Annotated in this window: 20 protein-coding genes and 1 tRNA gene; 12 read left to right on the forward strand and 9 right to left on the reverse strand. The window is 65.1% G+C overall.

Going from position 1 to position 21,379, the window contains the following annotated elements; translation table 11 throughout:
* The first annotated feature begins 287 nt into the window (after positions 1–287).
* Entirely contained in the window at positions 288–2,402 is a 2,115-nt protein-coding gene (locus ACE10Z_RS02075; RefSeq protein WP_375790078.1) for an acetate--CoA ligase family protein, read from the forward strand.
* A gap of 160 nt (positions 2,403–2,562) precedes the next feature.
* Here the strand turns inward: ACE10Z_RS02075 and ACE10Z_RS02080 are convergent, their stop codons facing one another.
* Genes ACE10Z_RS02080 through ACE10Z_RS02090 form a run of 3 tightly spaced genes read right to left on the reverse strand, consistent with a single transcriptional unit; the run spans position 2,563 to position 5,640 of the window.
* The gene (locus ACE10Z_RS02080; RefSeq protein WP_024582673.1) at positions 2,563–3,363 is read right to left on the reverse strand and encodes an enoyl-CoA hydratase/isomerase family protein; all 801 of its coding nucleotides are present in this window, start codon (positions 3,361–3,363) and stop codon (positions 2,563–2,565) included.
* Positions 3,364–3,381: 18 nt separating this feature from the next.
* Positions 3,382–4,542: an acyl-CoA dehydrogenase family protein gene (locus ACE10Z_RS02085; protein ID WP_097671039.1), complete on the reverse strand. Its 1,161-nt coding sequence runs from the start codon at positions 4,540–4,542 to the stop codon at positions 3,382–3,384.
* A gap of 30 nt (positions 4,543–4,572) precedes the next feature.
* Positions 4,573–5,640 carry an acyl-CoA dehydrogenase family protein gene (locus ACE10Z_RS02090; RefSeq protein ID WP_375786461.1) on the reverse strand — a complete coding sequence of 356 codons (1,068 nt, stop codon included), beginning with the start codon at positions 5,638–5,640 and terminating at the stop codon, positions 4,573–4,575.
* A gap of 382 nt (positions 5,641–6,022) precedes the next feature.
* On the opposite strand from ACE10Z_RS02090, the gene ACE10Z_RS02095 reads away from it, so the two are divergent.
* Positions 6,023–6,784 carry an N-acyl homoserine lactonase family protein gene (locus ACE10Z_RS02095; RefSeq protein ID WP_375786462.1) on the forward strand — a complete coding sequence of 254 codons (762 nt, stop codon included), beginning with the start codon at positions 6,023–6,025 and terminating at the stop codon, positions 6,782–6,784.
* 230 nt (positions 6,785–7,014) lie between these two features.
* On the forward strand, positions 7,015–7,797 hold the full coding sequence (locus ACE10Z_RS02100) for an SDR family NAD(P)-dependent oxidoreductase (protein WP_375786463.1): 783 nt from the start codon (positions 7,015–7,017) through the stop codon (positions 7,795–7,797).
* A gap of 78 nt (positions 7,798–7,875) precedes the next feature.
* Here ACE10Z_RS02100 and ACE10Z_RS02105 read toward each other — a convergent pair whose 3' ends face one another.
* Together ACE10Z_RS02105 and ACE10Z_RS02110 are read right to left on the reverse strand one after the other, a co-directional pair.
* On the reverse strand, positions 7,876–8,154 hold the full coding sequence (locus ACE10Z_RS02105) for a GlsB/YeaQ/YmgE family stress response membrane protein (protein ID WP_024582682.1): 279 nt from the start codon (positions 8,152–8,154) through the stop codon (positions 7,876–7,878).
* A 36-nt stretch (positions 8,155–8,190) separates the two neighbouring features.
* Entirely contained in the window at positions 8,191–8,793 is a 603-nt protein-coding gene (locus ACE10Z_RS02110; RefSeq protein ID WP_375786464.1) for a YidB family protein, read from the reverse strand.
* A gap of 176 nt (positions 8,794–8,969) precedes the next feature.
* On the opposite strand from ACE10Z_RS02110, the gene ACE10Z_RS02115 reads away from it, so the two are divergent.
* Genes ACE10Z_RS02115 through ACE10Z_RS02125 form a run of 3 tightly spaced genes read left to right on the forward strand, consistent with a single transcriptional unit; the run spans position 8,970 to position 10,685 of the window.
* A complete protein-coding gene (locus ACE10Z_RS02115; RefSeq protein ID WP_375786465.1) occupies positions 8,970–9,977 on the forward strand; it encodes a 2-dehydropantoate 2-reductase in 1,008 nt (335 codons plus the stop codon).
* Between the two features lie 56 nt (positions 9,978–10,033).
* Complete coding sequence (locus ACE10Z_RS02120; RefSeq protein ID WP_375786466.1) at positions 10,034–10,240, forward strand: hypothetical protein; 207 nt, start codon at positions 10,034–10,036, stop codon at positions 10,238–10,240.
* Between the two features lie 22 nt (positions 10,241–10,262).
* Complete coding sequence (locus ACE10Z_RS02125; RefSeq protein ID WP_375786467.1) at positions 10,263–10,685, forward strand: CAP domain-containing protein; 423 nt, start codon at positions 10,263–10,265, stop codon at positions 10,683–10,685.
* Here ACE10Z_RS02125 and ACE10Z_RS02130 read toward each other — a convergent pair.
* The 3 genes from ACE10Z_RS02130 to ACE10Z_RS02140 form a co-directional block, all read right to left on the reverse strand.
* Positions 10,675–11,343 (reverse strand): hypothetical protein, encoded by a 669-nt coding sequence (locus tag ACE10Z_RS02130; protein ID WP_375790079.1) that lies wholly within the window; start codon positions 11,341–11,343, stop codon positions 10,675–10,677. The genes ACE10Z_RS02125 and ACE10Z_RS02130 overlap by 11 nt on opposite strands.
* Positions 11,344–11,558: 215 nt before the next feature.
* A complete protein-coding gene (locus ACE10Z_RS02135; RefSeq protein WP_375786468.1) occupies positions 11,559–12,656 on the reverse strand; it encodes a helix-turn-helix transcriptional regulator in 1,098 nt (365 codons plus the stop codon).
* A gap of 195 nt (positions 12,657–12,851) precedes the next feature.
* Entirely contained in the window at positions 12,852–13,502 is a 651-nt protein-coding gene (locus tag ACE10Z_RS02140) for a TetR/AcrR family transcriptional regulator (RefSeq protein WP_375786469.1), read from the reverse strand.
* A gap of 85 nt (positions 13,503–13,587) precedes the next feature.
* Between ACE10Z_RS02140 and ACE10Z_RS02145 the strand changes: the two genes are divergently transcribed.
* The 5 genes from ACE10Z_RS02145 (at position 13,588) to ACE10Z_RS02165 (ending at position 18,981) form a co-directional block, all read left to right on the forward strand.
* Positions 13,588–15,093 carry a flavin-containing monooxygenase gene (locus ACE10Z_RS02145; RefSeq protein WP_375786470.1) on the forward strand — a complete coding sequence of 502 codons (1,506 nt, stop codon included), beginning with the start codon at positions 13,588–13,590 and terminating at the stop codon, positions 15,091–15,093.
* A gap of 124 nt (positions 15,094–15,217) precedes the next feature.
* Positions 15,218–15,294 (forward strand) — tRNA-Arg (locus ACE10Z_RS02150).
* A 152-nt stretch (positions 15,295–15,446) separates the two neighbouring features.
* Positions 15,447–16,853 (forward strand): UbiA family prenyltransferase, encoded by a 1,407-nt coding sequence (locus ACE10Z_RS02155; protein ID WP_375786471.1) that lies wholly within the window; start codon positions 15,447–15,449, stop codon positions 16,851–16,853.
* A 2-nt stretch (positions 16,854–16,855) separates the two neighbouring features.
* Positions 16,856–18,235: an FAD-binding protein gene (locus tag ACE10Z_RS02160; protein WP_375786472.1), complete on the forward strand. Its 1,380-nt coding sequence runs from the start codon at positions 16,856–16,858 to the stop codon at positions 18,233–18,235.
* Positions 18,235–18,981 carry an SDR family oxidoreductase gene (locus ACE10Z_RS02165; RefSeq protein WP_375786473.1) on the forward strand — a complete coding sequence of 249 codons (747 nt, stop codon included), beginning with the start codon at positions 18,235–18,237 and terminating at the stop codon, positions 18,979–18,981. The genes ACE10Z_RS02160 and ACE10Z_RS02165 overlap by 1 nt, the downstream gene beginning before the upstream one ends.
* Here the strand turns inward: ACE10Z_RS02165 and ACE10Z_RS02170 are convergent.
* Complete coding sequence (locus ACE10Z_RS02170) at positions 18,962–20,215, reverse strand: glycosyltransferase family 87 protein (protein ID WP_375786474.1); 1,254 nt, start codon at positions 20,213–20,215, stop codon at positions 18,962–18,964. The two genes, ACE10Z_RS02165 and ACE10Z_RS02170, sit on opposite strands and share 20 nt — an antisense overlap.
* 313 nt (positions 20,216–20,528) lie before the next feature.
* On the opposite strand from ACE10Z_RS02170, the gene ACE10Z_RS02175 reads away from it, so the two are divergent.
* Positions 20,529–21,287: a tetratricopeptide repeat protein gene (locus tag ACE10Z_RS02175; RefSeq protein ID WP_375790080.1), complete on the forward strand. Its 759-nt coding sequence runs from the start codon at positions 20,529–20,531 to the stop codon at positions 21,285–21,287.
* The last annotated feature ends 92 nt before the right edge of the window (positions 21,288–21,379 follow it).

Below are 21,379 nucleotides of genomic sequence, written 5' to 3' on the forward strand. Positions count from 1 at the left end.
GGCCGATTCATCCTTCGAGACGGCCGCGATGCGGCCTCCTCAGGGTGACGGGGTGATTGCTCAGCTTGCTCGGTGTCATCACCCGCGCATGCGGGTGATCCAGTATCCCAGAGACCGCGGTGCTTGAGCCGAGAGGTCGCGGCGTACTGGATCGCCCGGTCAAGCCGGGCGATGACAGCGGTGGACGAGGATATAGCCTCACATCCTCTCAGGATGACGGGGAAAGATTGAGCGAGTGGCCGCTATCCAATATCGTCGAGCGCAACAAGAACAACGGGACGCCCGCCATGCCGCATCCGCTCGATTCCTTCTTCGCCCCAAAGAGCATCGCGCTGATCGGCGCCTCGCGCGATCACGAGAAGATTCCCGGGCGGTTGCTCGCGATGCTGCGCAAGAACGGCTATCCGGGCGGGCTCTATCCGATCAATCCGAACTATGACGAGATCGACGGCTTGAAATGCTTCAAGTCGATCGCCGAGATCGGCGCGCCGATCGATCTCGCGGTCATCGTCATTCCGGCCCGCGCGGTGCTGCCCGCGCTTGAGCAGTGCGCGGCCGCCGGCGTCAAGAACGCGGTCATCATCTCGTCCGGCTTTGCCGAGGAGGGCGGCGACAGCGCAGCGATGCAAGATGCGATCGTGGCGCTGGCGAAGCGGACCGGGATGCGGATCTCCGGTCCGAACGCCGAAGGATTCTATAGCCAGGTGCAGAAGGTCGCCGCGACCTTCAGCCCGACCGTCGACGTCAAGCCGGATGCGCCGGCGCTGGTCGCAAGCCAACGGCGGATCGGCATCGTCGCGCAGAGCGGCGGCATCGGCTTTGCGATCTATCATCGCGCCAAGGCGCTCGGCGTCGCCCTCAGCTATGTCGTCAGCGCCGGCAATGAGAGCGATCTCGGCGCCGGCGAATTCCTCGACCATATGGTGCAGGACCCATCGACCGACGTGATCCTGCTGTTCATCGAGGGCATCCGCGACGTCGACAAGTTCCTGGCGGCGGCGAAGCGCGCGGCAGAGCTCAGGAAGCCGGTGATCGTGACCAAGGTCGGCCGCTCCGGCGCCGGCGAGCGCGCGGCGGCCTCGCACACCGCGAGCATGGCGGGCTGGTCAGCGGCCTACGATGCAGTGTTCGCCAAATACGGATTCATCGTCTCCAACGACCTCGACGAGGCCGTGACCATCGCCGCTGTTATGACCACCAATCCGTTGCCGAAGGGCGATCGCGTCGCGGTGCTGACGGTGTCCGGTGGCGCCGGCATCTGGGGCGCAGATACCGTGTCGATGCAGGGCCTGCGTGTGCCGGAGCTCTCAGTCGCGATCCAGAGCCAGATCAAGCAATGGATGCCGTCCTATGGTGCGGCCGGCAATCCGGTCGACGTCACCGCGCAGGGCGTCTCCTCCGGCGGCCTGCAGAAGAGCATCGAGCTGTTCGACGCCTCCGACGAGGTCGATGCGACCTTGGTCGTGCTGTCGCTGTCGAGCGAGGTGCGGATGCCGTTCAAGGAAGCCGAGCTGAAGCCTTTGGTCTCGGCGCAGAACAAGCCGGTGGTGTTCTATTCCTACACGCTGCCGTCGCACTTCGCGCGGCAGGAGCTGGCGAAGTCGGGCGTGGTGGTGTTCTCGGGGCTGACCCATGTCGGCGTCGCGATGCGGCGGCTGGCGGATTTTGCGGCCTTCAAGCCTGCGCCGGAGATGGTGGCGCCAGCATCGCAGGCGCACGATCTTTCTGCGCATCTCACATCGAAGACGTTGTCCGAGCATGACAGCAAGGCGCTGCTGCGCGCCGCCGGCATCGCGCTGCCGGATGAGGTGCTGGTGACCGATCGCGACGGGCTCGACGCCGCGATCGAGCGGGCGCAATTTCCGCTGGTCATGAAGATCCAGTCGCCCGCTATCGCGCACAAGAGCGAGGTCGGCGGCGTCCGCGTCAACATCGCGGCCAAGGGCGCGGCGTTCACGGCCTATCGCGACATGCTGGAGAGCGTGCAGCAGCAGCGACCTGAAGCAAAAATCCAAGGCGTGCTGGTCGGGCCGATGGCCAGGAGAGGCGTCGAGATCATCGTCGGCACCATGCTGGATGCCACCTTCGGGCCGATGGTGATGGTGGGCCTCGGCGGCATCACCACCGAGCTGTTCAAGGACGTCGTTTATCGTCCGGCGCCGGTGAGCCCGGCTGAGGCGACCACGATGCTGCAGACGCTGAAAGCCGCGCCGCTGCTGCACGGTTTCCGTGGCGCGCCGAAAGCGGATGTCGCGGCGCTCGCACGGCTGATCTCGCAGATTTCAGTGCTGGCAGCGCAGCACCGAAGCGAGATCGCCGAGATCGAGGTCAATCCGGTGCTGGTGCATCCGGAGGGGCAGGGTGTCACGATCGTCGATGCGCTGGTGGTGCCGAAGGGCTAGCGAGCTTTCTCCCCACGTCGTCCCTGCGAAAGCAGGGACCCATAACCACCGAACGTGGTTGGAGGAGCATAGCAACGCCGCTTGTGCCCTTTCCGCGGGCCGCGGCGTATGGGTCCCGGCTTTCGCCGGGACGACAAGTTGAGAGAGCAGCGCTCGCGGCTTACCGCCCCTTGAAGTTCGCGACGCGGCGCTCGGCGGTGGCCTTGACGCCTTCCTTGAAGTCTTCGGTCGCGCGCAGCTTGGTCTGCTCTTCCAGCTCATGGTTGGTTGCGGCGAGCACGCGGTCGGCGAGGCCGGCGCGCATGGTGGCGCGGGTCGAGACCAGGCCGAGCGGCGAGCATTCGGCGATCTCCTGCGCGAGCTTCATCGCTTCGGCGCGCACTTGGTCCTGCGGCACCAGCACGTTGGCAAGGCCCCAGCGATAGGCCTCTTCGCCGGTGACGCGGCGGCTGGTGTAGAACATCAGCTCGGCATTGTTCTTGCCGATCAGCTCCGGCAGCGTCGTGGTGAGACCAAAGCCCGGATGGAAGCCAAGCTTGGTGAAATTCGCCGCGAAGCGCGCTTCGGGGCAGGCGACGCGGAAGTCGGCGGAGACCGCAAGGCCAAGGCCACCGCCGATCGCAGCGCCATGGATCGCCGCGACGATCGGCTTCTTGTTGCGGAAGATGCGCACCGCCTGAACGTAGAGATGGTTGATCGGCAGGTTCGAGGCCGGATCGCTCTTGGCGCGTTCCTCCTGCTCCTGGCGGGCCGGGTCGCCGAAATTGGCGCCGGCGCAGAACGCCTTGCCCTGGGCTGCGAGCACCGAGGCGCGGATCTCGATGTTGTTGTCGAACTCCTCGAGTGCGTCGGCGATCTGGTTGATCAGCGCGACGTCGAAGAAGTTCAGCGGGGGTTTTCGGATTTCGATCAGGCCGACATGGCCGTGGGTCTCGACGCCGATATCCGTGTATTTGGTCATTGATCTGTCCTCGTTGAATTAACGCAAGCCCAAACCGCGGGCGATGATGCCGCGCAGCACTTCCGTGGTGCCGCCCTGGATCGTCAGCTTGGGTGCGGTCTTGATGGCGAAATCGAGCTGCTTTTCCAGCGTCTCGCGGTTGGTCGCGGTCTCCTCGACGAACGCCGCGAGATCGCGCACGCGATGCGGCAGCTGCTGCTCCCACACCGTGCCGATGTCCTTGACGATGGAGGCCTCGACCACCGGCTCCTTGCCGGCTTGCAGCATGCCGGCGACCGACACCGACATGCGGCGCATGGTGTGCACCTGCGCCACCAGGCGGCCGATGCCTTCGGCGCTGCGGGTGTCCGGGTTCTTGCCGACCGCACGCACCAGCTCGGTGAGCACGTAATAGGTCTCGAGGAAGCGCTCGGGGCCGGAGCGTTCATAGGCAAGCTCGGAGGTCGCCTGCTTCCAGGCGCCGTCGACTTCGCCCAGCACGTGATCGTCGGGCACGAAGTAGTCGGTGAACACCACCTCGTTGAATTCGAACTGGCCGGTGATCTGGCCGATCGGATTCACCTGGATGCCCGGCTGCTTCATCTTGACCAGGAACTGGGTCAGGCCGTGGCGGCGGTTTTCCTTGGTCGGCGGCGAGGTGCGGAAGATCGCGATCATGTAGTCGGCGATGTGCGCCGACGAGGTCCAGATCTTGGTGCCGTTGATCAGATAGCCGCCGTCGGTCTTGGTCGCACGGGTCTTCGCCGCGAACAGGTCGGAGCCGGAGTTCGGCTCGCTCATGCCGATCGCGAAGCAGACCTCGCCGCGGCAGATGCGCGGCAGGATGTCCATCTTGATGTGCTCGGGGGCGTATTTCAAAAGCACCGGCCCGCTCTGGCGGTCGGCGACGAAGAAGCGCCGGGTCGGCGCGTTCGCCACCCGCATTTCCTCGGTCACCACGTAGCGTTCGAGGAACGAGCGCTCCTGGCCGCCATATTTCTTCGGCCAGGTCATGCCGAGCCAACCCTTGGCGCCGACGCGGCGGGAGAATTCCGGCGCGTCATTGTCCTCGCGGTTCGGCGCGTAGGGATCGAAGGTGCCGGCGGCGATTTCCTCGGCGAGGAAGGCGCGCACCTCCTTGCGAAGCTGCTCGCACTTTTCCGGCAGGCGGATCGGATCGAAACGAAGGGCTGCAGTCATGATGTCGAGTCCTGATCTTTCTGCCTGATCTCAGCGCGAAGCCACCAGCGGCCACAATTCATCGGCGCCACGGTCGGCGACGAGCTTGCCGAGCTCGACCGCCCAGTAGCTCTCCGAGCCGAAATCGTCGCGCCACGCCAGTGCACGCAGCGAATAGCGGTGCAGGATGTGCTCGTTCGTGAATCCGATCGCGCCGTGCACCTGGTGGGCGATGCCGCTGCCCTTCTCGGCCGCTTCCGAGCAGCGGATCTTGGCCGCCGCGGCTTCGAGGAACACCGCGTCATTGTCGAGCGACTTGGCGTTGGCGATGGTGTCGGCCGCCGACGTCGCGGCGGCCAGTGCTGCCGCCGACTCGCCGGCGAGACGGGCGAGGTTGTGCTGCACCGCCTGGAACTTGGAGATCTTCTTCTCGAAGGCGACGCGTTCGTTGGAATAGCGCACGGAGATGTCGAGCATCGATTCCAGCGCGCCCGCAATCTGCAAACTGCGCACCACGCCGCCCATCAGCATCAGCGTGGTCTGGTCAAAACCCTTCGGCGCCGATTTGGTCGTGACCGGCTGCACCTTGTCGAGCGTGACGGTGTCATTGTGATCGCCGCCGAGCCCGATGCCGGATTCGATCCGGCACTTTGCGGCATCGACCAACGCAATCGAGATGCCGCCGTTGCTTTCAGCCAGCACTGCGAAATGTTTTGCGTCTTTCGCAAACGGCACGCCGCGGGCACGACCCGAGAGCGAGCCGTCGGCGTTCAGCGTGACGCGGTCTTTCGGGCTTGCCGGCAGCACGGTCATCTCGCCTTCCGGGGAGGTGATCTTGCCTTGCGTCAGCAGCCAGCCGGCCAGCATTGTTTCGGCCAGCGGAACAGCGATCGCGTGCCGCCCGGCGACGTTGAGCACGCTGAAACCTTCCGCGAGGCTGGCGCCGGAACCGCCGAGATCGTCGGGCACCCAGGACAGCGGCAGGCCGGCTTCGGTCAGCGCCTGCCACAGCGGCGCCTTCCATGCGCCCTGCTTGTCGTGATTGATGGTCTGGGCATCCGCGAGATCGGCGAAAATCTTTTCCGCGGTCTCGGCGACGATGTTCTCACTCTCCGCCACAGCGTTCCTCGTATTGATTGGCTTGGGGCTCGCCGTTCGGCTGGCCCTGCTTGCGATGTTGTCTTGCGCTCAATGATGCGGAAAAGCCATAGCCGTGACAAGCGTTGCCCGCAGGGCCACTTGCGCGGATGGCATGAAGCCGGACCGGGTGCATGAATTCCGCATAGTGAACTTTCGATCGGCTCGGTTTGTATGCCACGCGCGGCAGTAAATTGGCCGGCGACATGAGTTCAGTCCGCCAGATGAAACTCGATCGCCTTCTGCGATCGGCGGCAGGTTCGGGCCGACGACGCCCGCGCCGGGCGTGACCGGGCCGAGCGACAAGCATATGAGTTCTGATGAACTCATGCTTAGCTTGAGGCCGGGATCGGAGGTGGCTTGCATGAAGATGCATATGCTGTCTGGCGGACGTCTGCGGATGTCCAGGCGGACCTATCTGCCGGATGCCGCGCGCGGCGAGACGATCGATTTGCCGGTCGCCTGCGTGCTGCTGCGGCACACGCAGGGCAATGTGCTGTTCGACACGGGATGCCATCCCGACGTCGCGACCGATCCCGAAGGGCGGCTCGGCACGCTTGCCAAATACATGCAGCCGATCATGCCGGCAGACGACCATGTGCTGACGAGCCTGAAAGCCGTCGGTCTTGGTCCTGACGATATCGACGTGGTGATCTGCTCTCACCTGCACACCGATCATTGCGGCTGCAACGCCTTCTTCAAGAAGGCGACGATCTTCGTCCATGCGCTCGAGATCGAGGCCGCGAATGCGGATAACGCGTTCGATCGCGGATACATCAAGGCGGATTGGGATCATCCGCTGAAGATGGAGATCTTCGACCGGCAGATGGATGTGTTCGGCGATGGCAAGTTGACGCTGGTCCCGCTGCCGGGACATTCGAAGGGAACGACCGGCGCGCTGGTCAAGCTGGATCAGAGTGGCGAATATCTGCTGGCCTCCGATGCGCTCAGCGTGCGCGCCAGTCTCGACCAGCGGACCTCACCGAGGAACAGCCTCGACGTCGACCAGTTCCTGAACTCGCTCGACGAGATCGCCAGGCTCGAGGCATCCGGCGTCAAGATCATCTGCGGTCATGACGAAGCACAGTGGGCCAGTTTGCAGAAGGGCCCGCACGCTTATACGTGAGACGACAGCATGATGAGATTGAGCTGAACCGAGGCGGCGCCGGGATTTTACCTCTCCCGTCGGGAGAGGTCGGCCGTAGCGCCGTGTGGGAAGAGGTGAACCGAAGTCGCCGTCAGACCGATTCAACACAATCTCATCGCGCTTCAGGCGCGGTTTGCAGATGATGCTCCGCGCGATATGGTATGCCACCGCCGGAGTTCATCTGGCTCACAAAAACAAGGAAAATGCAGATGTCCAAGGATGGTTTGTGCGCGATCGTGACGGGATCGGCATCGGGCCTCGGCGCCGCCACCGCGCAAATCCTCGCCACGCAGGGCGCGCGCCTCATCATCAACTATTCCAACAGCAAGGCGGAAGCCGAGGCGACCGCAGAAGCCTGCCGCAAGCAGGGTGCCGAGGTGCTGGTGGTGCAGGGCGACGTCTCGCGCGATGAGGATTGCAAGAAGATCGCAGCCGCTGCGCAGGGCTGGGGCCGCCTCGACGTGCTGGTCAACAATGCCGGCACCACCAAGCATGTGCCGCATCACGATCTCGACGAACTGACCGCGGAAGATTTCCAGCGCATCTATGCCGTCAACACCATCGGCCCGTTCCAGATGGTCCGTGCTGCGCGCGCGCTGCTCGAGGCCGGCGCAAAGGCATCCGGCCGTCCGTCGGCGGTGGTGAATGTCTCCTCGGTCGCCGGCATTTCCGGCGGCGGTTCTTCGGTCGCCTATGCCGCGAGCAAGGGCGCGCTCAACACCATGACGCAGTCGCTGGCGCGCGCGCTGGCGCCCCTGATCCGCGTCAACACGGTGTGTCCGGGCTATATCGATACGCCCTGGTTCACCAAGGGCCGCGGCGAGGCGCAAGCAAAGCAGGTGCGTGATACCGTGATCGCCCGCGTGCCGCTGAAGGTCGCGTCAACTGCCGAAGATATCGCCAATCTCGTCTGCTTCCTGGCGAGCCCGGCGTCGAGCAACATGACCGGCGAATTCGTCCGCATGGACGCCGGCATGCATCTCATTCAGTGACGCAGCGCCGTTGCAGAAAGGAAAATGCCCGGGCCAGGCCCGGGCATTTTGATTTTGAACCAGTGTTCGGCTACGGCGTCACCTGTTGCCGATGTCCGGGATCACGCGCGCCGCGACCAGCCGGTTCCAGATGAACAGCACCACCAGCGCGCCGATCGTGGCGGTGATGAAGCCGGCGCCCTGTTCAGGACCGTAATGGCCGATGGCCTGGCCGATGAAGGTCGCGAGAAACGCGCCGGCGATGCCGAGCACGGTGGTGAGAATGAAGCCGCTTGGATTATTCGGGCCTGGTGACAGGAATCGCGCGATGATCCCCGCGACAAAGCCGACGATGATGACCCAGATGATGCCGCCCATGACTGTCGTCCTCCTCAGATGGAATCAACGCTGGCGCTAGAGCCGGCCGTTCAGCTCGTCGCCGCTCGGCAGCCGGCCGTCCGGCGTCAGATGATTGATCGCGTCGGGCAGATACTGGCTCAGGCCCTGCAGCAATTGGTCGCGCGACATGCCGCTCTGCGACGCCAGCGAGTCGATCTGGTCGGCGCCGAGCGCGTTGGCGAGATCGCCGGGCGCGATCTGCTTGTTGGGGCCGTTGCTGACCCAGGAATTGGCCGTGTCGCCATGGCCCTTCTGCTGCAATTGATTGAGCAGATCACCGAGGCCGCCGCTGAGCACGGTGCCGGCTGCGCCGCCGGCGAGCAGGCCGCCAAGGCCGCCCTTGAGCAGATCACCGAGCCCGCCACCACCGGCGCCGCCGGGCAGGCTCGCGGTGACGTTGCCGGGCAGCGACGGCGCTTGCGCCGGCGTCGGCGGGGGGGCGGTCGCGCCCGGCTGGCCGCCGGTGAAATGCTTGACCGCCTTCCAGGCCAGCAACGCCAGGATGGCCATCGTCATCGGCGACATTCCGCCGCCGCTCGAGCTGTCGGATGGGGTGCTTGGCGCGCTTGGGCCGCGGGGGCCGTTCTGCATGCCGTTGAGTACGTCGAGTAAACCCATGATCGTCTCCTGCCGCAACCGTGCCCCGAGCCGGAAACATAGCTTCGGGCCATGACGGTTACAAGGCGGGCCAGCCGGGCGGCGGCGCGTGGAAATAGGCAGGCAACCCCAGGTCTGCTATCGAGATCTGCTATCGAGGTCTGCTATCGAGCCATGATGAACGGACGTTTAGCCAGATGAACGCGGACCGGCCGATCGGCATCGCAGGCGCCGGAAGCATCGGTTGCTTCGTCGGCGGCATGTTGGCTGCGTCCGGCCGCCGCGTCGCGCTGCTGGCGCGGCCGCGGTTGATCCAGGAGATCGCAGCTAACGGGTTGCGGGTCAGCAGTTTCGATGGCTCGGAGCGGATGGTATCGGCGGACCGGCTCGTTCTGTCCGACGATCCGTCGATCCTGCGCGACGTCGAGACGGTGCTGGTGACGGTGAAGAGCGTCGATACAGCCGAGATCGCCGAATTGATCGCGCGCCACGCAGCTACTGACGCCGCGGTGATCAGCCTGCAGAATGGCGTCGGCAATGTGCCGCTGCTGCGCGACCGCCTGCCGGGCCGCAAGGTGCTCGGCGGCATGGTGCCGTTCAATGTGGTCGCGCTCGGCGACGGCCGCTTCCATCGCTCGACCTCGGGCGACATCGTGATCGCGCAGGATGATGCCGGCACCGCGGCGCGGCTCTCGGTGCCGGGCCTTGCGATGAAGGGCACCGGCAACATCGATGGCGTGCAATGGGGCAAGCTGATCGTCAACCTCAACAACGCGCTCAATGCGCTGTCCAACATTCCGCTGCGGCAGCAGCTCGCACAGCGCGGCTGGCGACGCCTGTTCGCCGACCAGATGGCCGAAGGGTTGGCCGCTCTTCGCGCCGAAGGGATTGTGCCGGTGTCGCCGACACCGCTGCCTTCGGGCTGGATGCCGACATTGTTGCGGCTGCCGGACGCGCTGTTCGACATGCTGCTCGGCCGCACCATGAAGATCGATCCCGAGGCGCGCTCCTCGATGTGGGAAGATCTGCAGCGTGGCCGGCGTACCGAGATCGACTATCTGCAAGGCGTGATCACCGCGATCGCGGATCGCCGCGGCCTCGAGGCTCCGCTGTCGCGCCGCGTCATCGCGCTGATCCGGAAGGCGGAGGCTGACGGCAAGGGCTCGCCGGGGCTGACGCCGGAGCAGATTCGCGATGGCTGCTGACCATGAGCGCCGATGGTCGTCTGTTATGACGTTCGGATAACCAAGGAGGTGACATCATGAAACGATCCTGCATCATGCTGCTCACGCTTGCTGTGCTCGCGGCCGTCCCGGTCCGCGCCGCGCCGCCGACCGTGACACCTTCGCCGGGCTATGACGCGCGTTTGCAGGAGCAGCGCGCGGCGGCCGCGGCGTCGAGCCGATCGGCTGGGCCTGCGCACAAACCGGTTACGCCTCGACACCACAAGCGCGGTCGCGCGCACTGATCCATTGCAGAGAAGACCTCAGATGAAGCTGCTGTTCCTCGCGCTCACCTTCGTGCTCGGCATCACCACGGCCGCAAGCGCCGCCGACTATGCCGGTTCGATCAGCGCCTACCGGCGCGCCAACCATATGCCTGCGGTGAAGCTCGACGCGAAGCTGAATGCGATGGCGCTGAAGCAGGCGCAGGCGATGTCGGCGACCGGATCGGTCAGCCACTCCGCGGGCGGCAGCTTCTTCACCCGCATCGCGCCGCTGAAGAAGCAGCGCGCCGCGGAAAATATCGGTGCCGGCTTCATCGCCTTCGCCGAGATGCTGAAGCAGTGGGAGAATTCGGCGGGGCATCGCGAAAATCTCTTGATGCCGGGCGCGAAGCGCGTCGGTGTGGCCTTCGTCGACAATCCGAAGTCGCCGTACCGCAGGTTCTGGGCGATGGTGATTACCGACTGACGTCGGTTCGCTTCGCGAGCTTGGTCGGCGGCGGCGATGCCGGCGTGAACAGCTTCTTCAGACCGTCCAATCCCTCGGAAAGCCGCGGCCATTCGCAGGAGAACGTGCCCTTGACGCAGCTTGCCGCCTGCGGCCGCACCTTGGGGAGAGGGGCGGCGGCGACCCGCGGCTTGACCGGTCGTGCGACCGGGACCGGGACTTTCGCCGGCTCGCTGTGCACTGGCTCGCTGTGCAGTGACGCCTGCTGAAGCTGCGGCGGCCGCACCTGCTGCTTTTCCTGACGCTCGAGCTGCTTGGCATTGAACGCCGCGACGATGCTCGAGCGGCGCTCCTTCTCGAGATAGCCGGTATATTCCTGGTCGATCTTCTTCTGCTCGTCCGGCGTCGGATTGGGGCCGGCGATGTCGAAGCTGCGGTCCTGCATGAAGTCGTAATAGGTGTAGCCGCCGCTGGGTTTGCGGCGTCCGGCGAACTTGGCATTGCAGTCGGCGAGTTGCGCGGTCTTGTCTTCCCTGGACTTCGCCTTCTCGGCGAGGTCGGCGCAATCTTCAAAATCCTTCGGCGCGCTGCGCCACCATTGCGCGCGCGCCGTCATTGGCGCCAGCGCGAACGCGGCGACGAAAACGGCAACAGCCAACGTCGATGATCGTGACGGCATCACGGACATTGCTACCAAATCCGAACGACACAGAGTGAGCAGATTGTCGCCATTTTAGTGACCCTTGTCACCTGGAACCGGACGATTTCCCTGATCATTTAAGTCGCAGATCAGTCGTTTGGCCTGATCGAGTAATCGCTGTACGTAATTGCAATGTTTCAAGAATTCTTACCGTAACGGCACGCCGGAAATTGGAACAATTCGTCTCGAATCGTTCACTTGACCCTATGCAGCAATGCGACGAGTTCCGCCTGCCGGTGCGTGCCGGTCTTCTGGAAAATCGTCTTGAGCTGATTGCGCGCGGTGGCAAGAGCAATGCCGGCTTCCTGTGCGGCGGCCTCGACCGAATCGCCGCGCGCAAGCCGCGTGGCGAGGCGCGCCTGCGCCGGCGTCAGCTCGAACGCCGCCGCCAGCAGCGACTGATCGAATGCGGCGTTGCCCTCGAGATCGCGGATCAACAGGATCGCGCGTGCACCCAGGAACGGTGAGCGCGCGGCGGGAGGCACCGGCTGCATCTGGATCACGATCGGCCGCTTGTCGATCCTGCGCACCACGATCGGCGATGTCGGGAGCGGATGCAGGTCCGAGCTGTGGGCCAGCAGATCGATCTGCCTGGTCAGATCGGTATTGGCCTGCCGGTCGGCCAAGGTGAGGCGGTTGTTGCGGATCGCAAGTTCATGGCCGAGGCAGGCTTCCGCCTGGCCGTTCATGCCGATGACGGCGCCGAAGCGGCCGACGGCAATCGCCGCGACCTGGATCAGGTCAAGTGCGCTGGTGATGCCCGAAATCGCGGAGCGGCCGACGACGGTGGACAGCGTCGCGGCTTCGGTCAGCCGCGCCGATATTCTCGAGAGCGCCTTGACCTCGTCGGCGTCGAACATGCCTTCCTTCGGTGAGCGCTGGATCGTCAGTCCCCACAACGCCGGACCGGCGCGGAAGCCGACGGCGGCAAACCATTTCAGCCCGAACTCGCCGAGCGAGGAATAGAGCGGGTCGCGCAGCATCTCGGTTTCGCCGCCGAACAGGTCGGCGTCGGTGATGACGTTGGTGCCGGCCAGCATCAGCGGCACGCCGCGTGCCGCGCGAATGTCGCTGAGATGAAAATTCTGCGGGAAGTAGGTCTTGGTGAAATAGTCGGTGATCGATTGCGTGCGCGGAATGTCTTCGGTGCGGATATCGCTCTGAAGCATCGCAGCCCCGGTCGCGCCGACGGCCGCGCAGACCTCGTCCATGAAGGACGGCCAGGTCGCGGGATCGAGAACCACATCGCCAAGGCGCGCGGTTACGTCGTCCAGCCGGTGCACGTCGACCAAAGGCTCAGCTCCGCCTGATGCAGATTGTCGTTGTTTCACAGGACGAAACAGGTCCGACCTGATTGCGCCCGGTACCATGCATAAGAAAGCCTGGAGCGCCAGATATGCAAGTTAAATCAGCGGTGCGGCCGAGGGCCGGGCCCGCAAACCCTGGCGAAACATGATCGAAAATCGGCGAGGGGTGCGAGCCCACCGCTACAGCAGGTGCAGATCCCGGCGGCGATCGGCCTCGGTCAACGCGACGCGGCAGAAGCCGGCGGCGATCGCGACGACGTCCTCGATGGCTTGCGGATATTGCTTCGAGACCCAGCGCAGCGCGATCGAGATCACCGCGCCGACCATGCCGATCGAGAGCAGCGTGGCTGCCGCGGCCTTGTTGCCGTGTTTGGGGTCAAGCGTCGGCGGCACCAGGATGTCGCTGAAGACGCGCAGGGCGTCGAGCTTGACGGCATCGACCGCCGGACTGATGCCGGAAATCTCGAGCAGGAAGACCCGCGCGGGCTTCGGGTGCTCCTTCAGCCGCGTGAAATACAGCGTCAGCGCGGCGCGCAGCCTCATCTCGGCGTCGCCGCCGGCGGCCGCCGCGGCTGCCGTCATCTCCTCGTGCAGGTGGCCGACGACATGGTTGTAGGCGGCGATCAGCAGGGCTTCGCTGTTGGAAAACGATTCGTAGAAATAGCGTTCGGTGAGCTCGGCCGCCTCGCAGATCGCCTTCACGGTGGCGACCCGATAGCCGACCTCGCCATAGACCTCGATCGCGGCATTGATCAGTTTCAGCCGCCGCTCGGCGCGGCGTTCCTCGGCGTCCATACCGCCATAGAGGCGGGCTTTCCGGCTGCTTGTCATGAAAAGTGTATTGACACGAGCCGTTGTCAGATGTCAAGTTATCTGACAATACACATTGTCAATTCTGCTGCGGGAGGGTCAGGGCATGTCTGCTCATTTCGACGTGTTGATCGTGGGTGCCGGGCTGTCGGGCATCGGCGCCGGCTATCACCTGCAGACCAACTGTCCGGACCGCAGCTACGCCATTCTCGAAGGCCGCGATTGCATCGGCGGGACCTGGGACCTGTTCCGCTATCCCGGCATCCGCTCCGACTCCGACATGTACACGCTCGGCTATTCGTTCCGGCCGTGGACCGAGCCGAAAGCGATCGCCGATGGCGCGTCGATCCTGAGCTATGTGCGCGAGACCGCGCGCGCGTACGGCATCGACAAGAACATCCGCTTCAACCACCGCGTCGTGCGCGCCGACTGGTCGTCGGCCGACTCGCAATGGACGGTCGAGGTCGAGCGCGGGCCGGAGCAGACGATCGAGCGCCTCACCTGCAACTTCCTGTTCATGTGCAGCGGCTACTACAAATATGAGCACGGCTACACGCCTGACTTCCCCGGCATCGCCGATTTCGCCGGCCGCGTCGTCCATCCGCAGAAGTGGACCGACGACATCGACTATACGGCTAAGAAGGTGGTGGTGATCGGCAGCGGCGCGACCGCGGTGACGCTGGTGCCGGAAATGGCCAAGACCGCCGCCCATGTCACGATGCTGCAGCGTTCGCCGACCTATGTCGTGGCGCGGCCGGACGAGGACAAGGTCGCCAACTGGCTGCGGGCGCGGCTGCCGGCCAAACTCGCCTACGGCCTGACGCGCTGGAAGAACGTGCTGTTCGGCATGTATTTCTACCGGCTCTGCAAGCGCGATCCGGAGCACGTGAAGAAGCTGATCCTCGGCGGCGTGCGCCATGCGCTAGGCCCGGACTACGACGTCGCCACGCATTTTACGCCGAGCTACAATCCGTGGGACCAGCGGCTCTGCCTGGTGCCGAACGGCGATCTCTTTCAATCGCTGCGCAGCGGCGGCTCGTCTGTCGTGACCGACCAGATCGAGACCTTCACGCCCGGCGGCATCAAGCTCAAGAGTGGCAATGTGCTCGACGCCGATGTCGTGGTGACCGCGACCGGCCTCGACCTGCAGGTGCTCGGCGGGCTCGAGATCAAGGTCGACGGCGCGCCTGTCGATCTGTCGAAGACCATGAACTACAAGGGGCTGATGTATTCGGGCGTGCCGAACCTCGCCGCGGCCTTCGGCTACACCAACGCGTCCTGGACGCTGAAATGCGACCTGACCTGCGAATATGTCTGCCGCATGCTCAACCACATGAAGGCGAACGGCTACGCGCAAGTGACGCCGCGGCGGAACGATCCTGATGTCACCGAACTGCCCTGGGTGGATTTCTCCTCGGGCTATATCCAGCGCGCCGCCGCCAGGTTTCCCAAACAGGGCTCGCGCCGGCCGTGGCGGCTCTACCAGAATTATGCGCTCGATATCATGACGCTGCGTTTCGGCTCGCTGAAGGATGAGGCGATCGAGTTTCTGCCGGCGCGCCGGGCCGGCGCGGCCAATGCTGCCTCCAATCCGGCCCGGCAGGTGGCGTAGCGCGCGAATCGCCGAGCGCGGTGCCCACTTCGCTCGAACACGCTCTGGTGTGGCGCGGGCTGGCGATCATTCGGCACGTCTGCTATGGGAGGGTGACGCCCGCGTGCTTCGCTGCGGGCGGTGCGGTCCCGTAGCTCAGCCGGATAGAGCGACGGTTTCCTAAACCGTAGGTCGGAAGTTCGAGTCTTCCCGGGATCGCCATTTTCCGCCTGGCTGCACTCCGTGCGCTCCGCAGGTAAGGCGGTTGCGCAACGCATTCCGGCCACGGTCTGCCGGGCATCTCACCCCCGAGTTCACGCCAAATTAGGGAAAGCCCGGGACAATGGGGAGGGGGCCACCGGAAAACCGCGCGCATGCGAGCCAGCGTTCCAGAACGGGTTGAAGAGGGCGGCAGCGACGCCCTTCGCGATCCGCTGCGTTCGAAGGGTCGGCCGCTCGTTGTCGATATCGACGAGGTGATGGTTCCGGGAAGCTCCTACCCGGCGGATATCGCTTCCGGGATCACAAGCCGCTTTCGCGCCGTCACCACGCCGGTTGCCACCGCGTTCGGACTGGCCGCACGCATTGCTGATAGATCGGGCTTCGATCCATCCCGCGCACGGTTCGACCACGACGCCGTGACCTTCCTCTTGCAGGTGCTCGGCGAAGGTCGTCCGGTCTATCTCTGTTCGGAAACCCATCCCGAGCCGTCCGTCAGCGCGGTTGCCCAGCATCTCGGCGTCTTCACGGCGTGGGCTGCCGCACCGGGCGGCCGGTCAGCGGTACAGGGCGACGACCTGCCGCCCGTGCTCCTGCAGGGCTTCGACTACATCGGCGGCGAAGCGGTTGCGCTGCCCGGGTTCGCGTCACGCCTGGCGCGCCCCGGTCGATCCGCCCCGGCTGCACCCGCGCGGGCCGGTGTGCGCAGCTGGCTGAAGCTGCTTCGGGTGCATCAATATGCCAAGAACGCCCTCGTGCTGGTGCCGCTGCTGACCGCGCATAAGTTTGCACTTGCGTCGGCGGCGACGTCGCTGCTTGCGGTGATCGCGTTCTCGCTCGCGGCGTCGGGTGCCTACATCCTGAACGACATTCTCGACGTCAAGGCCGACCGCGCGCATCCGGCCAAGCGCAACCGTCCGATCGCAAGCGGTGACATCCCGGTGCCGCGAGCTGCCGGCGCGATGGCCCTGGCGCTGGTCGCCGCGTTCGCGACCGCGTTGGGCATATCGGTCGCGTTCGGCGGCGTCCTGCTCGGCTATTTCGCGCTGACCACATCCTATTCGATGTGGCTCAAGCGCATCGCGATCGTCGACGTCGTCGTGCTGGCGACGCTTTACACCGTCCGCGTGATCGGCGGCGCGGTTGCGATCAGCGTGCCGATGTCGGAATGGCTGCTCGCGTTCTCACTGTTCATCTTCATGTCGCTGGCGCTGGTGAAGCGCCATGTCGAGCTCGCGAGCCATCCGGACGGCGCGGTGCTCGCGGCGCGCGGCTACCGGATCGAGGACAAGTCGATGGTCGCGATCCTCGCGGCCGCGTCGGGCTTCAACGCCGTCGTGATCTTCACGCTCTACATCTCGTCCGATACGGTTCGCGCGCTCTACAGCCATCCGCAGCTGCTCTGGGTCTGTTGTCCGATCCTGATGTACTGGATCGGCCGCGTGATGCTGTTCGCGCAGCGCGGATTGATCGATGATGATCCCGTGATGTTCGCGCTCCGCGATCGCGCCAGCTGGGCCGCCCTTGGCGCGATCGGCGTCATCATGCTCGCCGCCATCTAGCGATGCCGGCGGCTGTCTTGCCAGGACGCGCGACCTCCAATCCGGGCGAGATTTGCCTCTCCGGCTGGGGCAACTATCCCAAGGTATCGACAGAGCTGCTGGCGCCGCAGACGCCCGCAGGCGCACGGGACCATTTGCTTGCGCGGTCCGGCGTTGTCGCGCGCGGGGCGGGCCGCGCCTATGGCGATGCCGCGATCGGCACGAAAGCCACGATTTCCTCGCGCGGCCTGAACCGGATGCGAAGCTTCGATGCGGCGACCGCCCAATTGACGGTCGAAGCCGGCGTGACCATCGCCGACATCCTTGCCGCGTTCGAGCCGCGCGGCTTCTTCCTGAAAGTCGTGCCCGGCACGAAATTCGTGACGGTCGGGGGCGCGATCGCAGCCGATGTCCATGGCAAGAACCACCATCGCGATGGCGGCTTCGGCGCTATCGTTGATTCATTCCGCCTCGCGCTGCCGGGCGGCGAGATCGTTTCCTGCTCGAGATCGGAAAACGCCGCGCTGTTCGCGGCGACGCTGGGCGGCATGGGCCTGACCGGCATGATCCTCGACGCAACACTGCGGCTGTTCCCGATCGAGACGGCCTGGCTGCGGCAGGACACACGCGTCGCCGGCAATCTCGACGCGGCGATCGATCAGTTGGAAAGCAACGCCTCCGCCACCTATTCGGTGGCCTGGATCGACTGCCTTGCGCGCGGCGCGGCGCTCGGACGGTCGCTGGTCTATCTGGCCGAGCACGCCACGCGCCGCGACATGGACGTGCTGGGGCCCGGCCTCGCGCCGTTCCCCAGCCCTCGCACGCAGCGACTGTCGGTGCCGGAGCTGTTTCCCGGATGGCTGCTCAATCGCACATCGATGCGGGTGTTCAACGAGCTGTATTTCTGCCGCGGCGCTGTGCATCAGGGCAAGCAGCGGCTCGTCCACTGGGATCCCTACTTCTTTCCGCTCGATGCGATCTCCGATTGGAACAGGATCTACGGCCGGCGCGGCTTCGTGCAGTATCAATGCGTGATCCCGCTCGACCGCGCACGCCGCGTGCTTGCCGACATCCTGGATCGGGTATCCCGGCGCGGCGATGCCTCGTTTCTTGCGGTGCTCAAGCAGCTCGGCGATGGCGGCGGGCCGATGTCGTTTCCGCTGCGCGGCTTCACCCTGACGATGGACTTTCCCGTCAGCGACACGCTGTTCGCGTTTCTTGATCAGCTCGATGCGCTGGTGATCGATGCCGGCGGCCGGCTCTACCTCGCCAAGGACGCCCGGCAATCCCGCGCGACATTCGAATCCGGATATCCCGGTCTTGCGGCCCTGCGGGACATCCGCCAGCAGACCGGGGCGACAACGCGCCTTGCGTCCCATCTTTCAGCACGGCTTGGAATTTGATGACCGGCACAAAATCAATTCTGGTGATTGGCGGCAGCTCGGATATCGGGCACGCGACCGCGCTGCGCTATGCAAAGGAGGGGTGGCGCGTGACGCTCGCCGCCCGCGATCTCGCGGCCGCGCAGCGCAACGCCGATGATATCAGGACGCGAAGCGGCGTCGAAACAACGGTTCAGTCGCTCGACGTGCTGCAGACCGGGCAACTTGCCGGCTTCGTCGCCGGCCTTTCCGCGCTCCCCGACACCGTCGTGTGCGTTGTCGGAGAACTCGGTGATCAGCTGCGGGCCCAGACCGATCCCGAGCTTGCGACGACAATCATGCGGACCAATTTCGAGGCACCCAGCCTGTTGCTCGAACAGTTCGCGCAGGCCTTCGCGGCGCGCGGCTCGGGAACCATCGTCGGGGTCAGTTCGGTCGCCGGCGATCGCGGCCGGGCTTCGAACTATTACTACGGCGCGGCCAAGGCCGGTTTCACGCAATTCCTGTCCGGCCTGCGCAACCGCCTGACACTGGCGGGTAAGGTCCGCGTCGTCACCGTCAAGCCCGGCTTCGTGCGCACGAAAATGACGGCGCATATGAAGCTGCCGGCGCCCTTGACCGTGCAGCCGGACCGGGTTGCGGAGGATATCTACTGCGCCGACGTGACGAGGCCGCGGGACGTGATCTATGTGGCCAGGCGGTTTTGGCTAGTGATGACGATCATCTGCGCGCTGCCGGAGACGATCTTCAAGCGGATGCGCATCTGACGGTCGATCCGCTGACTGCTTCCGTCCCTGAACTGCGCAGCAGCACAATTCCGACAATGAACGCGATCAGCGGAATGATCGCGAAGCCGCCGATCGAGAGCGTGCCGAATGACTGCGCGCCCGGGTGGGCGGTCGTCATCTGCGTCGCTTGCAGGTAGCCAAACGCTCCGATCGGGATCGGCAAGGCGTAGATGATGCCTCGCTCCCATTCACGCGCGCTCGCCAGCAGCGCCGGCAACAGCAGCACCAGGCCGACGCTGAAGATCAGAAAGTCGTAATCGTAGGCGTAGGGGCTGATGCAGACCGACACGATCGCAACGAGGCCGAGGCGCTCGTGGGTCGGCATCGTCCGGAAGGCGGCGATGAGAACGACGGCAAGCGCCAGGACCGCGACGGCACCCTGGGCGACAAACGCTGCCGACGCGGACATCCCTGCGGTTCGCAACGCGGCATAGATCGAGATCATGCGATGCATCGGGTAGTTTCCTTGCTCCAGGAACACCGACGAATCGCGCACGCTCTGCAGGAACGCGCTCCAGATCTGGACGCCGAAAACCGCCGTACAGATCGCTGAGCTGATCAGCACGACGGCGGCCGCCGTCATCACGACGATCCAGGAACGCCGCAGGATGGCGTAGACTGCGAACGCGATGGCGAGGTGCGGCTTGATGACCATCAGACCGAGGGCGACCCCGGCGAGGGCCGGCCGCTCTTCAAAGAACAGGCAGACCATTCCGATCAGCGCGGCGGTCAGCAGGCCGTTCTGTCCGCATGCCAGTGTGATCCCGATCGTCGGAAAAAACACGATGAGCACGAGCACAAAGTTATTGCCGGCGAGACGGCGCAGCACGGCAAGGTAGAGCGTCAGCGTCGAGGCGGCGAACAGCAAATAGGCAATGCCGACCGGGATCAGCGCGAAAGGCGCCAGCAGCAGGCTGAACTGCGGCGGATAGGTCCACGACATGAAACCATCGTGCCCGCCCGATGCCTCCTTCTGGATGACGATGAGCTTCGCGAATTGATAGGCCTGATCCACGGTGCCCAGCCACACCAGCTTTGCGGTGATGTAGAAGGCGGCAAAGTCAACGAGCTCGCGGCCATGCCCGAGCCCCACTTGAGCGAGCCACACCGCCTTGAAGATGATGGCGATGGCCAGAAGCGCGAGGATTCCGCGGATATAGGCGGTCCGCTTCGACGTGGTCGACCGAATTGCTTCGAGGGTAGTTGCGAACATCAAGCCGGGCCCTGTTTCGGCCGTTCAGGCTAGGTCGAATAGGTTAAACAGTCGAAAAATCGGGCGGGAGAGCGCGGTTCGGTGCCTGTCGCCCGACCGCCGCAGGGATGCATCACACCGGCCCGTGCCGGCGCTGCCGGAACCGGGCGGTATCTCGGTGCCCGGCCGCGACTTTCGCTGGAGCTCCGTCGGCGGCAGTGATAACGGCTGGGAGAACCATCTCACGACGGGCCGTATGCCGAAACCTCCGCCTCCTTCCAATCGCGGGCCCAGCCCATCCCCGGCTCTGCATCGTGCCATGGTCGCGTTGCAGATGGGGCAGGTCGTCGAAGCTGAGCGGCTAGCGGCCGAAGTGTTGAAGGCAAACCGGACCGATGTCGGCGCGGCCTCGATCCTGGCACGGGCGCTGATGGCCCAGAACCGCAACGAGGAGGCGATCGCGCCGCTCGAGCGGATCGCGCGCCGCGTCGAGGACCCCGGCCTCGAGACCCTGCTCGGCGCGGCGCTCGGCGGCGCCGGTCGGCGCAGCGAGGCGATCGATGTGTTGCGGCGAACCGCGGCGCGACGGCCACCGTTCCTTCCTGCATTTCAGGGCTTGGCAGGGCAATTGGGCGCGGCCGGCCGCATCGACGAGGCGGTTGCCGTCATTGAGAGCGCGCTTGCTTTCGCGCCCGGCAGCGTCGAGTTGCTGCTTCTGCTCGCGCAGCTATTGCCCCATCGCAATGAGCGCGGCCGCGCGCGCGAGATTCTGGAGAAGCTTCGCACCGTGGCGCCGGGACATCCCGATATTCTGGCCGCGCTCGCGCGCGTGCTGCTGCTCGATGGCGAATACGCGGCTGCGGCGGATCTCTACCGTCAGGTGCTGGCGCAGCGCCCCGACGATCCCCTGACGCGTACCAGCTTCTCCGCCTGTCTTCTGGAAATGGGCGACCGCGCCGCCGGCGAAGCCAATCTGCGTCTGGCGTTGCGCGGCCGGCCGCAAATGATCGGCCGCACGACGTCGGCGCTAGCCATGGCATCGCATGGCCGCTTCTTCTTCCGTCCCAGCGCGGTTGCGAAGTTTCTGAGCTAGGCGGTCCGGCCGCTGCCGCACGGGTTTCGCCGCGCTCGACCCATCATGGGCAGCCTTGGACGATCCATGTGGCGAGAACGCTGAGCTGCATC

It is taken from the genome of Bradyrhizobium sp. Pha-3 (assembly GCF_042258615.1).
Taxonomy (GTDB): Bacteria; Pseudomonadota; Alphaproteobacteria; order Rhizobiales; family Xanthobacteraceae; genus Bradyrhizobium.

Bases quoted from the DNA above. Each gene is read 5' to 3' on its own strand.
- ACE10Z_RS02075 (WP_375790078.1), top strand. From the start codon at position 288: ATGCCGCATCCGCTCGATTCCTTCTTCGCCCCAAAGAGCATCGCGCTG.
- ACE10Z_RS02080 (WP_024582673.1), bottom strand. From the start codon at position 3,363: ATGACCAAATACACGGATATCGGCGTCGAGACCCACGGCCATGTCGGC.
- ACE10Z_RS02085 (WP_097671039.1), bottom strand. From the start codon at position 4,542: ATGACTGCAGCCCTTCGTTTCGATCCGATCCGCCTGCCGGAAAAGTGC.
- ACE10Z_RS02095 (WP_375786462.1), top strand. From the start codon at position 6,023: ATGAAGATGCATATGCTGTCTGGCGGACGTCTGCGGATGTCCAGGCGG.
- ACE10Z_RS02100 (WP_375786463.1), top strand. From the start codon at position 7,015: ATGTCCAAGGATGGTTTGTGCGCGATCGTGACGGGATCGGCATCGGGC.
- ACE10Z_RS02105 (WP_024582682.1), bottom strand. From the start codon at position 8,154: ATGGGCGGCATCATCTGGGTCATCATCGTCGGCTTTGTCGCGGGGATC.
- ACE10Z_RS02110 (WP_375786464.1), bottom strand. From the start codon at position 8,793: ATGGGTTTACTCGACGTACTCAACGGCATGCAGAACGGCCCCCGCGGC.
- ACE10Z_RS02115 (WP_375786465.1), top strand. From the start codon at position 8,970: ATGAACGCGGACCGGCCGATCGGCATCGCAGGCGCCGGAAGCATCGGT.
- ACE10Z_RS02120 (WP_375786466.1), top strand. From the start codon at position 10,034: ATGAAACGATCCTGCATCATGCTGCTCACGCTTGCTGTGCTCGCGGCC.
- ACE10Z_RS02125 (WP_375786467.1), top strand. From the start codon at position 10,263: ATGAAGCTGCTGTTCCTCGCGCTCACCTTCGTGCTCGGCATCACCACG.
- ACE10Z_RS02130 (WP_375790079.1), bottom strand. From the start codon at position 11,343: ATGCCGTCACGATCATCGACGTTGGCTGTTGCCGTTTTCGTCGCCGCG.
- ACE10Z_RS02140 (WP_375786469.1), bottom strand. From the start codon at position 13,502: ATGACAAGCAGCCGGAAAGCCCGCCTCTATGGCGGTATGGACGCCGAG.
- ACE10Z_RS02145 (WP_375786470.1), top strand. From the start codon at position 13,588: ATGTCTGCTCATTTCGACGTGTTGATCGTGGGTGCCGGGCTGTCGGGC.
- ACE10Z_RS02155 (WP_375786471.1), top strand. From the start codon at position 15,447: ATGCGAGCCAGCGTTCCAGAACGGGTTGAAGAGGGCGGCAGCGACGCC.
- ACE10Z_RS02160 (WP_375786472.1), top strand. From the start codon at position 16,856: ATGCCGGCGGCTGTCTTGCCAGGACGCGCGACCTCCAATCCGGGCGAG.
- ACE10Z_RS02165 (WP_375786473.1), top strand. From the start codon at position 18,235: ATGACCGGCACAAAATCAATTCTGGTGATTGGCGGCAGCTCGGATATC.
- ACE10Z_RS02170 (WP_375786474.1), bottom strand. From the start codon at position 20,215: ATGTTCGCAACTACCCTCGAAGCAATTCGGTCGACCACGTCGAAGCGG.
- ACE10Z_RS02175 (WP_375790080.1), top strand. From the start codon at position 20,529: ATGGGGCAGGTCGTCGAAGCTGAGCGGCTAGCGGCCGAAGTGTTGAAG.